Below are 12,314 nucleotides of genomic sequence, written 5' to 3'. Positions count from 1 at the left end.
ACCGAGAATATCGAAAACCATCGACTGGCCACCGGGGAGGACTAAGTTTTTGCCTGACACCGACTTCAGGAAACCGGCCTTTTCTGCACTTGCTGTGTTTTCAAAACGCTGATTGGCGCCGACGGTAAAAACCTGGTTGTCCAACGCTCTGGCTTTCAGCAGCACCTCCCAGTGCCCCAGTCGCACTGTTGAGTGCAGGAAATAGGAGGGGTACAGCAGCACGTGGCAGTCGTGTGCAGCACTGTGACGGTACTCGTGGGCCGCTTTAGGGAACCGCAGGTCGAAACAGTTCTGCAGGCCAATGTTTACGGTGTTTTCATTCTGTTCATCCCCCCCAATGTCATCTCCAATATCGACTTGAAAACTGGCCAGCTCCGCACCTGGTGTTAGAACGGTATCTTCGGCCGTATCGTCCTCGTCCATTGGATTATCGGTATTCCTGATCTTCACATTGCTCAGGTGTATCTTGCGGTATTTCGTAACCAGTACACCGTCGCGGCCGTAGACGAGAATTGTGTTGTAAAGTTTTCGGCCGGAGCGATCCTCGACTCTTTCGATAATTCCTCCCACCACGAATACCGCATGTTTTTTTGCCTGTTGTGATAAGAAGCGACTGCGAGAACAGGAGGTTTCTGACACCAGCGGATCGGGATCAACGGGTGTGTCGGAACCGGATGGCGGAGCGAATACTGGCTCTGAGTCCGTGTCAAACTGTTCCAGGTCGTAGGCGCTGCCGAAGGTTTCCGGCAACACGACCAGATCCGGTTTGCTGTAATCCTGTCGTTGTGCGACAGAACCGGCGTACACATCTGCAAACGCCGAAGACAGACGCCTCTGTCGCTCAGGCCAGTCCCACTCTGCACACGCTTCCAGAACGGCCACACTTAAGATTTGTCTCAGTTGATTTTTCGCCATGTTCTCGATTCAAAAGCTTCTCTGATCTTTAGTCGTATCATGTCTTTAGCAAATAAGTTCACAGCTCATGTTCTAAACACAACGCCAAATCAAGGGTTGCCGCAGAAAGTTGTGTTTGAGCAGAAATAGAAAGTGGCGGGATATCTCAGCATGAATGTGATGGCAACAACAAGTTCAACTCATTGCGAACGCGGCGTACCCGTGGCTCACGATACTGACACTTCTGTCACAGATACAACCAGCTGCCCCGGATTCTGTATGACGCGTCAAATACGCTGACTGAGATTCCTGGAACAGACACATTAGAAGAGGTTCAGGACCCTCGGTCTGGACACCCTGACCGACTATACTGGGCTTCCTGATCGGCTTCGGAGGGTTTTCCGCGGTCGCGATCGTGTTCGCTCCGTTACTTTTGGTGCTCCGGGTGAGATCTTCAAAGGTTGATGGCACGAAGGTTGAGGATTCCGGTGACCAGTCTGGTGCAAGTGATGTCATGCCAACCGTTTCTCACGGTGTGTATGCTGATGAGCAAGGTGAGTTTGATCAAATGACAACGATGGATGTGCAGGTCGACAGCGTTCGACTGAAAGAACTGTGCGAGGCGGTATTGTCGGCAGCTGGTTTCCGCGAGGCAGACGCTGCCCTGGTGGCCGAGGTGCTGGTCGAGGCCGACCTGCGCGGGGTGGATTCGCATGGAGTAACCCGACTACACGGGTATTTGCAGATGGTTGATGCCGGTCATGTTCGGCCGCAACCGAACGTCACGGTTGCACGAGAATCGGGGGCAACGGCGTTGTTGAATGGTGACAGCGGAATCGGCATCATCGCTGCCCGGCAGGCGATGGACCATGCGATCTCGCTCTCGGCCGAATCGGGGATCGCTTGCGTGTCATTGCGAAATGTCTCACACACCGGACTGTTGGCCTGGTACACAATGCGGGCAGCCAGACAGGGGCTGATCGGGATCGCCATGAACAATGGGCCGTGTATGACACCACCATTTGGTGGAACCGAAGCAGTGGCGGCGACGAATCCGATCAGCATTGCTGCTCCCTCGGGTGGTTCACACCCCGTGGCACTCGACATGGCAACCACCACAGTGGCTGCGGGGAAAATTCGACTGGCTCGGAAACGGGGTCAGTCAATTCCCACCGACTGGGGACTGGACCGGAACGGACAACCTTGCACCGACCCGGCCGAAGTGATCGACAACGGATTCTTCCAGTGGACCGGTGGTTACAAGGGCTTTGGTCTGGCGACGATGATCGAAATCCTCTCGGGAGTTCTTTCCGGTGGACTTTTTGGAAAAAATGTCCCGACTCTGGTGAACTATGGACAGGACCCGTTGATCAGCAGCGGATTCTACGTCGCCATCGACGTTGAGCGGTTTTTGCCGCTGGAGGATTTCCGTTCGCGAGTCGACAGTCTGGCGGACATGGTGCGATCAACGGAGCCTGTCGATGCAGATCAACCGGTGTTGGTCGCCGGTGACAAGGAACTGGCCTGTCGAAAGACTCGACTGGAACAGGGAATTCCTCTGAGTTCACAGGTGGCGGATGAATTGAACGGATTGCTCGATCGTTTCGAACTCAGCCAGGTGGCTCGGCTTCGGTTTGACTCGTGATCGGGCCGTAGTGCTCGATGCGTCGGTTCTTCCCAAAGTGGAAGATACCTTCCTTGTAGACGCGTGTCGCGTCAAGGTCACAGGTGTGGACGATCAGTTCATCCTCCAGTGTCGTGGCCTGGGCCACGACCTCGCCGGAGGGCGCGATGATCATTGTCTGGCCCAGCTGCATCACTCCCTCTTCTTTGCCTGCTTTGGCCACGCCGACCACCCAGGTCCCGTTCTGGTAGGCTCCCGACTGCATCGACAGCCGGTTGTGGAACGACACCAGCGTGTTCATCTCAGGGTAGTCAGGATTGTTTGAGGGTGTGTTGTAACCCAGCAGGATCAGTTCGGCTCCCCGCAGACCCAGCACGCGATAGGTTTCCGGCCAGCGGCGGTCGTTGCAGATACACATGCCGACGGTGCCGCCGAATGCCTGCCAGGTACGAAAGCCCAGGTTGCCGACGTCGAAATACCGTTTCTCAAGATTTTGGAATGGGTGGTCCGGACGGGGTTCGCTGTAACCGGGCAGATGAATTTTTCTGAAGCGGCCGATTTCAGCACCGTCGGGTCCGACAAGGATCGAGCTGTTGAAACGGCAAACCTTTCCGTCGACTTCGGTCAGTTCGGCAAATCCCAGGTGGAAGCCCACGCCCAACCGGCGTGCTTCGTCGAACAGAGCCTGTGTGTCGGGGCCTGGCACCTCAGTTTCGAAATACCAATGAAGTTCGGCCGGATCTTCGATCAGCCAGTGCGGGAAGAAGGCCGTCAGAGCACACTCGGTAAAGACAACCAGTTCACAACCGCGCTGGTGTCCCTCCTGCAGCATTACAATCAGTCGGTCGAGAGCGTCGGTCCGGGATTGATCGCGGGGAATGGGTCCGGACTGGGCGGCTCCGATGGTCAATTGTCGAGTCATGGTGTCAGTATCTCGGCCCAGAGTGTGGATTTCGAGACGTGCGGGCCAGGGTGGTAGTGACGTAGACGAACATTGAGACGATCAGCCCGACGTAGACTTCGTGAAATTCCGTCGCGCCATTTCGCCTGGTGAACCACCAGGCGATGACAGCTATACCACCACAGATCATTGACGCGATGGCCGCGGAGGCGTTCGGACGATTCCAGTAAAGTCCTACGACAAGTGTAGAGAGGAAGCAGGCAGCGTAGAGCGACCCTGAGAAAGCAGTGATTTCGACGATGTCGGCAAACGGATTGAGTGCCACGATCATCGCGGCCAGCGAAATGGCCACTACCCAGGACCGGGTCTGACCGATCGCGCGGGGGTCGTCGTCGGAGAGAAGTTGCAGGTCGCGGGTGATGGCGCTGGCGGTGACCAGCAGCACCGAATCCAGAGAGGACATGGCCGCCGCCAGCAGTACCAGCAGAAAGAAACTGCTGGCAGCCGGACCCAGGATCTCCGCCTGACCAAGCAGGTAGGGAGTGAGTTGGTCGGTGTCGGCGGTGATTGTTGCTGTCATCCCGGACGGAACAATTGTTCGAGCCAGGGCACCGATCGGCAACAGGCAGGCGTAGGTCACAGTGATCAGGATCGGAGCCACGACACGGGCAGTTTTCAGGGCCCGCTCGTCCTTGAGACCGTAGATTCTTGAAACCTGCCGGGGATCGACCAGCAGTTTCAGGCCACCGGCCAGACCGATTCCCAGGATCATTAACAAGGGGGTGGGGCCGTCCCATGACACCAGGCGTGGGTCGATCGACTCGAGTTGTTCGACCATCGGACCCAGCCCGCCGCCCCGGGAAAGGACGGCGAAGATGATCAACACAGCACCCACGATCATCAACAGGCCCTGGACACTGTCGGTGAGTACGACCGAGCGGAATCCACCCAACAGGGTGTAGGTTGTTACAACGACGAAGACCGCCACCGCCGAGCCCCCGTAGCTCAGGCCAAGGAATTGCGAGAGCGCGACCGAGGATCCCTTGTAGATAGCGACCAGGTAGAGGCCCGAGGCGAGCAGGATCACGATAGCAGTGATCCGCCGCACAGCCAGTGACTGGTAGCGGGCCCCCAGGAAGTCGGCCACTGTCAGGGACTGGTATTCACGTGACCGCCGATAGAACCGTGGTGCGACCACCTGCCAACTCAACCAGCACAACGGCCCGTAAATACCAACTTTTAACCACCATGCCAGTCCTGCTTCCCAGCTTTCCCCCGCCTGGCCGATGAAACTATTGGTACTAACAAACGTGGCGTAGAACGACAAAGCGATCACCACACCGCCGAGGCTGCGGCCGGCGATCAGGTAGTCGGACAGGGATCGGGTGTTTCTGGAACCTTCTCTCCCGTGATGCACCAGTAACAGCAGGTAGCCGGCAATCAGGAACAGTCGGAACCATGGCATTCCGGAAAGGAAGTCCAGTAGCGACTGATCGTCATGCACGACTGATAGTAATTTTGAATTCACAGGAACTCACTTCAGATGGCACAATCACTCATTCAGGAGATGCAGTGCCCGCACGAAAATATGCGTCGGGGGGATGAGACGTTTTCTGGAAACACCTCGCTGTGTGAATCAGATCCTTCAAAGAATAGAATACGACAAACTGTAATCGGAAATAGATATTGGCAATACTGCTGGCGAATCGATTTGCCACCGGCTTGATTGATTTATTTTGCTTTTGACTGGATGTGACTATCAAAAAATAAATTCGTCGGCAGATCGGCATCAGCAACTGCAGTGGATTTACACTGATTTGAACTGCTAGTCGTCATTGCAGTCATCGCAATTCTGAACGCGTATTGACTCATCGAATTGTCAACATTGATCAGCTCAGGAAATGGGTCGCCGAACCTGGCCAACGATGTTGGATTCGTCAGCAAAGTTTTCTGTCCAACCGTCGAGTTGGAAGTCCTGCGAAATTATGAAAATTCAAAATGCTGACGACAATTCAGCGACCTGTGCATCCGCTGAGAGTCTTTCCTGGTGTGTGAGACCATATGGATGGTGGGTCGATGTCTCTCATACGCTGTCTCCACCGACAAGTCACACAGGTGCAGTGCACTGGATTCGCGACCAGTTGTATAGCGTCGGAAAACATCGGCCAAATCCTGCTGTGTCTGCCGAAAGAAAATGAGCATTGGTCGCCAGGCCGTGAAATTGACACAAACACCCTCTGGCTTGTGTGGCACGGCAGGCGTGTCAGAATATCGGGTCTGGTTCCGAAGTACGACAAACTGATCTGATTCCCGATCATCTCGAAATTTGAACGATTATGCCTGATATGTTCGCCACAAATCGCCTGTTTTTGCTGGATGCGATGGCGTTAATCTACCGGGCTCATTTTGCCCTGATTCGAGCACCGCGTTACACCTCCGGGGGCACCTGCACATCAGCGGTGTTTGGTGTGACGAACACCCTCCTGGACATCCTCAAAAAAGAAGAACCGACCCACATCGCCGTCGCTTTTGACACACAGGAACCAACGTATCGGCACAAAGAATATCCGGAATACAAGGCTCAGCGCGACACAATTCCGGAGGATATTGTCGTGCAGTTTCCGTGGGTGGACCGACTGTTCGATGCAATGAATATGACCACCATCCGCATTCCGGGATTTGAAGCCGATGACATTATTGGCACGCTCGCCTCCGAAGCAGAAGGCGAGGATTTTGATACCTGGATGGTGACGCCGGACAAGGATTACCACCAACTCGTCACGGAACGGACAGTCGTCTACAAGCCCGGTCGCCAGGGCTCTAACCATGAAATCATGGGAGTCCGACAAGTCCTGGACAATTGGCAGATTGAAAGTGTTGAGCAGGTCATCGACATTCTCGCGCTGATGGGTGATTCCAGTGATAACATCCCTGGAATCCCGGGGATAGGCCCCAAGACCGCTCAAAAACTGATCGCTCAATACGGCAGCCTGGAAGAACTGCTCAGCCACACCGATCAACTCAAAGGCAAGCAGAAAGAGCGTGTCGAAGAGAACACAGAACTCGCTCTGCTTTCCAAACGTCTGGTAACGATCGTCCGCGACGTCCCGCACGACATACAGTTTGACGATCTGGCTGTCAGAGCATTCGACGACGATAAACTCAAGGCGCTGTTTGAGGAACTGGAATTCGACACGGTCGGCAAGCGAGTCTTTGGACAGACATTTTCATCCAGTCAGTCACGTCAGACGGTGATTCGTGAAAAACGTGAAAAAGAGATTCAGAAAACACTGTTCGATGAAGAGGAAATTGAAGTCCGGACTTTGAAGGAGGTCCCGCACGAATATCACACTGTCACGACTGCCAAAGATCGAACATCGCTGATCCGACAGCTCAGTCAGCAGCCCACCATCTGCTTCGATACGGAAACGACGGGACTCAATCCACGCGAAGCACTTCCTCTGGGACTTGCGTTCAGCATCAAACCACATGAAGCGTGGTACGTTGTTTGTCCGGACGACGCAGAGGATATCGCTGCCGTGCTGGAGGAGTTCCGGCCGCTGTTTGAAAACGAAAAGATCACAAAAACGGGACACAATCTCAAGTACGATATTTCGCTGCTGAAATGGCATGGTATTGACGTGCGTGGTCCGCTCATGGACACCATGCTGGCTCATTCCATGATCGAACCGGAGATGGCACATGGACTGGACTATCTTGCGGAACTGTATCTGGGGTATCGGCCTGTCTCGACGAGTCAGCTGATTGGCGAAAAGGGTAAAGATCAAAAAAACATGCGCGACGTACCGCTGGAATCGCTGGCGGAGTATGCCTGCGAAGACGCAGATGTCACATGGCAGGTTGCCGAAGCTTTGAAGCGTGATATCGAAGAACGTGGTGTGAGTCAGGTCTGCTTCGACGTGGAATGTCCGTTGATTCCGGTTCTCGTGGACATGGAACACGAAGGAATTCGACTGGATGCCGACGCACTAGTGATGTACTCCGGGCAGCTGGAACAGGAAATTGGATCACTCCAGCAGTCGATCTATGCAACTGCCGGTGAGGAATTCAATATCGCTTCGCCAAAGCAACTGGGTGTCGTTTTGTTCGAAAATCTGCAGCTGATCGATAATCCAAAAAAGACAGCGACCGGACAATACTCCACGAAAGAAGCAGAACTTCTGCGGCTGGCTCCCAAACACCAAATCGTGCAGGACGTCCTGGAGTATCGCAACGCGGTGAAGCTGAAGTCCGTGTACGTCGATCAGCTGCCGGAGTCGGTGAATCCGGAAACAGGACGCGTTCACACACATTACAGCCAGGCATGGACAGCAACCGGTCGCATGCAGTCGGCCAACCCGAACCTGCAGACGATTCCTATCCGTAAGCAACGAGGGAGGGAGATTCGCGCGGCCTTTGTGCCGCGGGACGATGATTACCTGACCCTGTCAGCTGATTACTCACAAATTGAATTACGTGTCATGGCCGAACTCAGCGGTGATGAAGCCATGAAACAGGCCTTCATTGCGAACGAAGACATCCATCAGATCACGGCATCAAAGGTCTACAAAGTTGATCCGAATGACGTGACACGGGAAATGCGAGACAAAGCAAAGACCGTTAATTTTGGCATCATCTACGGAATCAGTGCGTTCGGTCTGCAGCAGCGTCTGAATATTCCACGAACGGAAGCCCGCGAACTGATCGACAACTACTTTGACAAGTATCCCGGAGTCCGTACATGGATTGATTCCACGATCGAGTTCGCCAGAGAACACGGCTACGTCAGAACTCAATCCGGACGGCGACGCTACCTGAGAGATATCGATTCCCGGAATAATTCACTGCGGTCCGCGGCTGAACGTTTGGCAATGAATAGTCCAATTCAGGGAACTGCTGCGGATCTGCTCAAGCTGGCCATGATTCGAGTTCATACGGCCCTGAAGAACGGTGGATTTCAGACAAAAATGCTGCTGACAGTTCACGACGAGATCGTGTTTGACATGAAACGCGACGAAGAGAAAACAGTGATACCCGTGATTCGCGAATGCATGACCAGCGCCCTGCCGATGAGCGTGCCTGTTGTGGTGGACACTGGCGTTGGTAACAACTGGCTGGAAGCGCATTAAGCAAAACGATCGTTCACCAGGTGGCCTCAATAACGCCAACGTGCAGCCCCCCCGTTGTACGTGATCTTTGCCCTGACGGAAACACAGATTCCTACGCACAAGTGCCTGCAGCGAAACCAGGTAATTCGTGTACGGTCGCACGCGAATCAAAGCAGCCGGGCTGTGATAACCGCTCTCACCGGTGCCGGGTAGCCTTCCATGGTTTTTTTGGAATCGTTCGGATCGAGGTAGTCGTTCAGAGATTCGAAGGTCATCCACTCCGTCCGCCGCTGTTCGTCGGACGTTGTTGGCGTGATGTCGACCACTCTGATGTCCTGGAATCCCGTTCGCTTCAGCCAAAGTGTCAGCATTGACGGTGACGGAATGAACCAGACGTTCCTCATTTTTGCATAGCGGCCGTGTGGAACCAGCACCGTTGATTCGCCGGTTTCGACAATGAGTGTTTCCAGAACCAGCTGACCACCATCTCGGAGTGATTCTCTTAATATTTGCAGGTGATCAATCGGACTGGTGCGGTGATAGAGCACTCCCATCGAAACGGCAATATCGAAAGCACCGAGTCGAGGAACCAGACAGGCATCCGTCAACGGCAGCACATAATTGCGAGGGTCTCCGGCCAGCCGTTTGACGATCTCGTGCTGCATGACGAACAGCAGGAATGGATCCAGTCCAACGACACAGTTCGCTCCGGCATCCAGCATACGCCAGCCAAAATAGCCGTTGCCACAACCCACATCCAGCACTCGCCGGTCGCGCCACTCCACATGGTCGGCCACGCGGTCCCATTTCAAATCCGATCGCCATTCGGTGTCAATGTTCACTCCGGCAATATTCAGCGGACCCTTTCGCCACGGACAGAATTGTCTGAGGAGTTCCCGGAGCGGTTGATCTGTCGGGGCCGCGACAATCACGCGTCCCTCGTCAATGTGCCAGGAACACCTGTCGGGCACTCGGATCTGTTGCAGTAGTTCCAGCCATGTCGACAGCTGTCCATGTCGGTCGGACTGCAGAGCTTCAGAACAGGCCGATCGCAGTGAGTTCACCCATCCGCCGTGTCCGTGGTCATTCAGCTGCCGATAAAGATCTTCATAGTTGAACAGAACAGAACTGTCAGTGGGCATCTCGAAAACCCAACACCACCAGCAGACAGGGACCGCTGTGAATCACCTCAATGCCGGCTGCTTCAGCTGCGGATACAGCTGTCTCGCTTTCTGCGCCAGGCTGCATCCAGATATGACGAATATTCTGCCGAATGGCTTCCTGCACCACTGATTCGGTGACAGAAGGTGGTGTGATTATGGAAACTCCGTGAACGGTCTCCGTGATATCGCTGAGACATTTCACTGCCGGTAGACCTTCGACCTGGCTCGCCTTCGGATTGACCGGTGTCACGGACAGAGTTTTCTGCAAGTATGTGCGCAGGACCATGTTGCCGTACTTGGAACGGTCCGTAGACGCTCCAACAACTGCGTAGTGTGAACCATCAAGAAAGGCCGCAATCTGTGGTTCAGTGGACATGGTCACTCTTGGGGGCGAAGGTCTTATGTGTTGACGTGAAATCGGTTGGACTGACCGAGAAACGTGCCGGGGTTATGCAGAGTCACACGATCGATGATTTCATCACTGTGGCCACGGCGTTTCATTTCGAGACGAGCTTTGGGAACGGCCAGCGGATCGCTGCAGCCCCAGTCGCCGGCGGAATTCATCCAGATTCGTTCTGATCCGTACATTTCAATGATGTCGACAGCACGCTGTGGTGTCACTTTTGTATCGGGATACAACGTCATTCCGGCCCAGAACCCGCGTTCCAGCACTTCGGATACTGTGTGTTCCTCGACATGATCTATGAGAATTTTTTCAGGATCGATACTGCTGGCCGACAAGGCATCCATGATGATGCGGGTCCCTTTCAGCTTGTCTTCCAGATGAGGCGTGTGCACCAGTACCATCTGGTTGTGCGTTTCCGCGAGCGCGATTTGTTCTTCAAGAATGATTAGTTCATTGCGTGTGTTTTTGTTCAGCCCGATTTCGCCAATCCCCAGGACGTTTCCGTGGTCGAGAAATTCCGGGATCAGGGACACGACTTCGCGAGCGAATCCAGGGTCATCCGCTTCTTTAGGGTTGATGCACAGCCACGTAAAATGTCGGATACCAAACTGAGCGGCGCGCCGTGGCTCGTAATCGGTCAATTGGCGGAAGTAATCATAAAAACCCTGGGCGGATGAACGATCAAATCCTGCCCAGAAAGCAGGCTCGGTTACGGCAATGCACCCGGCCTGCGCCATCCGCTGATAGTCGTCTGTCGTGCGAGAGACCATATGGATGTGTGGGTCGATGTATCTCATGCGTTGTCTCCACCGACAAGTGACACCGGTGCACCGGACGCTCCTTTCATACCTTTCGCTGACTGCGGCAGCTCAGTCGTGTGATCGCTGAGCGTACTCAGGATCCGGGCGGCGCGATGTGTCTGTCCGTCTGACAGAATCTGCAGCGCGCGGCGAAATGATGACTCCCGAATGTCTTCGGTCGAGTCGGAAGGTGTACGATCGATTCTGTCCAGGAAGGCAGCAATGTCGATCAGTCTTGCTCGGTGTTCCATGAAGTAAGCATCGATGACTTCCGTACGTGTCATTGGACACGAATGAGTAGTGTCAGCTGACAATGTTATGACTCCATCAGTCCCAGGTGTACCAGTTTACTGCGGCATTCATCACGTTCACGGCTGCGTTTCAGCGACACCCAAGCGGGATCCTGCGCTGCCAGAAATTCGGTCTCTGAATATGGTACTTCACCAGCTCCAGCTGCCGAAAGTCGCTGAATCACGCCGATATCCAGTCGCGTCAAATGCATGGATTGCATGCGGTAGTCGCAAAACGCTTCCCACACGACGGGAAACAGCGGCTGAATGATCTGCTCGCCGATTGCCGTGGCGTAATTTCGGATTTCCAGCTGAGCGTGATGGTCCATTCTCAGGGCCAGAAAATGCAGCAGGTTGTGAAGGTCGACTTTCCAGTAGGCTTCCGTGTAGGTTGAAAGTGGCAGGTCTTTGCGCGCCTGTTCCCGGGCCACGCCCTGATCGATTCGCTGCTGATAAACGGTCCGTATTCGATTCTGAAGTTCCGTTTCCTCTTCCGTCAGACGATCGCCGACATCCAGGGGCAGCATGTCGCCGCTTCCCTGTCGGTTGCTTTCTGCCTGGGACCGCCATTCGCCAGGCGGAGTTGTCTGCGACGCGTCGATGGCCAGTGAGTACCGGGTACTGTATTCGTTGACATTGGCCGTCCGATGTCGAATCCACTGGCGCCAGCAGTCCATTGGGACTCGGATTAATAACTTAACCTCTGCCATTTCAAATGGTGTGGTGTGACGATGTCGCAGGAGATAACGAATCAGTGTTCGGTCATCGGATACCTTCTTGGTTCCTTCTCCGTAGCTCACACGAGCCGCCTGAACCACGCTGCTGTCGTCACCCATAACATCAACAAGGCAAACAAAGCCGTCGTCAAGTACCGGTATTTTCTTCCATCTCAGCGTGTCGACGAGCTGTCGATGTTGATCGAGAGACTGTGTTGTTGTCATGATTTTCTCTTGGGACACCTTGTGTACCGGACGCCGTTATTCCTGAAGGCAACACACAAAAAACGTTACGAAATTCTGCCAGACCGGATGCACCTGACCGTTCGCAGCCTCCATCGACGCTTAGGCCACGAAATGTAGGGGTTTGAAGTGCCGAATTCTATCGGGTAGAACCAACGTATCAGCAATT

General features: G+C 54.3%; 10 protein-coding genes. 2 read left to right on the top strand and 8 right to left on the bottom strand.

What is annotated here, in order from left to right; all coding sequences use genetic code 11:
- The coding region (locus MK110_07585) for a hypothetical protein (protein ID MCH2211148.1) at positions 1 to 915 on the bottom strand (915 nt) is incomplete at its 3' end.
- Positions 916 to 1,408: 493 nt separating this feature from the next.
- On the opposite strand from MK110_07585, the gene MK110_07580 reads away from it, so the two are divergent.
- Complete coding sequence (locus tag MK110_07580) at positions 1,409 to 2,539, top strand: Ldh family oxidoreductase (protein MCH2211147.1); 1,131 nt, start codon at positions 1,409 to 1,411, stop codon at positions 2,537 to 2,539.
- On the opposite strand, the gene MK110_07575 is transcribed toward MK110_07580, so the two are convergent.
- Positions 2,505 to 3,350 carry a hypothetical protein gene (locus MK110_07575; GenBank protein MCH2211146.1) on the bottom strand — a complete coding sequence of 282 codons (846 nt, stop codon included), beginning with the start codon at positions 3,348 to 3,350 and terminating at the stop codon, positions 2,505 to 2,507. The two genes, MK110_07580 and MK110_07575, sit on opposite strands and share 35 nt — an antisense overlap.
- A 94-nt stretch (positions 3,351 to 3,444) precedes the next feature.
- The gene (locus tag MK110_07570) at positions 3,445 to 4,947 is read right to left on the bottom strand and encodes a sodium/solute symporter (protein MCH2211145.1); all 1,503 of its coding nucleotides are present in this window, start codon (positions 4,945 to 4,947) and stop codon (positions 3,445 to 3,447) included.
- A gap of 808 nt (positions 4,948 to 5,755) precedes the next feature.
- Between MK110_07570 and polA the strand changes: the two genes are divergently transcribed.
- On the top strand, positions 5,756 to 8,548 hold the full coding sequence (polA, locus tag MK110_07565; GenBank protein ID MCH2211144.1) for a DNA polymerase I: 2,793 nt from the start codon (positions 5,756 to 5,758) through the stop codon (positions 8,546 to 8,548).
- Positions 8,549 to 8,694: 146 nt separating this feature from the next.
- Here polA and cmoB read toward each other — a convergent pair whose 3' ends face one another.
- Genes cmoB through thyX form a run of 5 tightly spaced genes read right to left on the bottom strand, consistent with a single transcriptional unit; the run spans position 8,695 to position 12,127 of the window.
- Positions 8,695 to 9,669 carry a tRNA 5-methoxyuridine(34)/uridine 5-oxyacetic acid(34) synthase CmoB gene (gene cmoB, locus MK110_07560; protein ID MCH2211143.1) on the bottom strand — a complete coding sequence of 325 codons (975 nt, stop codon included), beginning with the start codon at positions 9,667 to 9,669 and terminating at the stop codon, positions 8,695 to 8,697.
- Positions 9,659 to 10,066, bottom strand: a complete 408-nt coding sequence (locus tag MK110_07555; protein ID MCH2211142.1) for a CoA-binding protein — start codon at positions 10,064 to 10,066, stop codon at positions 9,659 to 9,661. Before MK110_07555 ends, cmoB begins: the two co-directional genes overlap by 11 nt.
- A 23-nt stretch (positions 10,067 to 10,089) precedes the next feature.
- Entirely contained in the window at positions 10,090 to 10,893 is an 804-nt protein-coding gene (locus tag MK110_07550) for a TatD family hydrolase (protein MCH2211141.1), read from the bottom strand.
- Positions 10,890 to 11,210 (bottom strand): hypothetical protein, encoded by a 321-nt coding sequence (locus tag MK110_07545; GenBank protein MCH2211140.1) that lies wholly within the window; start codon positions 11,208 to 11,210, stop codon positions 10,890 to 10,892. Before MK110_07545 ends, MK110_07550 begins: the two co-directional genes overlap by 4 nt.
- A gap of 2 nt (positions 11,211 to 11,212) precedes the next feature.
- Positions 11,213 to 12,127 carry an FAD-dependent thymidylate synthase gene (thyX, locus tag MK110_07540; GenBank protein ID MCH2211139.1) on the bottom strand — a complete coding sequence of 305 codons (915 nt, stop codon included), beginning with the start codon at positions 12,125 to 12,127 and terminating at the stop codon, positions 11,213 to 11,215.
- Between the last annotated feature and the right edge of the window lie 187 nt (positions 12,128 to 12,314).

The sequence above is a fragment of the Fuerstiella sp. genome (genome assembly GCA_022447225.1).
Classification (GTDB): Bacteria; Planctomycetota; Planctomycetia; order Planctomycetales; family Planctomycetaceae; genus S139-18.
Note: the sequence above shows the minus strand (reverse complement) of the source record. Positions and strands in the feature narration are given on the sequence as shown.

Excerpts from the sequence above, each read along its gene's own strand:
- MK110_07580 (MCH2211147.1), top strand. The coding sequence starts at position 1,409 with ATGCCAACCGTTTCTCACGGTGTGTATGCTGATGAGCAAGGTGAGTTT.
- MK110_07575 (MCH2211146.1), bottom strand. The coding sequence starts at position 3,350 with ATGCTGCAGGAGGGACACCAGCGCGGTTGTGAACTGGTTGTCTTTACC.
- polA (MCH2211144.1), top strand. The coding sequence starts at position 5,756 with ATGCCTGATATGTTCGCCACAAATCGCCTGTTTTTGCTGGATGCGATG.
- cmoB (MCH2211143.1), bottom strand. The coding sequence starts at position 9,669 with ATGCCCACTGACAGTTCTGTTCTGTTCAACTATGAAGATCTTTATCGG.
- MK110_07555 (MCH2211142.1), bottom strand. The coding sequence starts at position 10,066 with ATGTCCACTGAACCACAGATTGCGGCCTTTCTTGATGGTTCACACTAC.
- MK110_07550 (MCH2211141.1), bottom strand. The coding sequence starts at position 10,893 with ATGAGATACATCGACCCACACATCCATATGGTCTCTCGCACGACAGAC.
- thyX (MCH2211139.1), bottom strand. The coding sequence starts at position 12,127 with ATGACAACAACACAGTCTCTCGATCAACATCGACAGCTCGTCGACACG.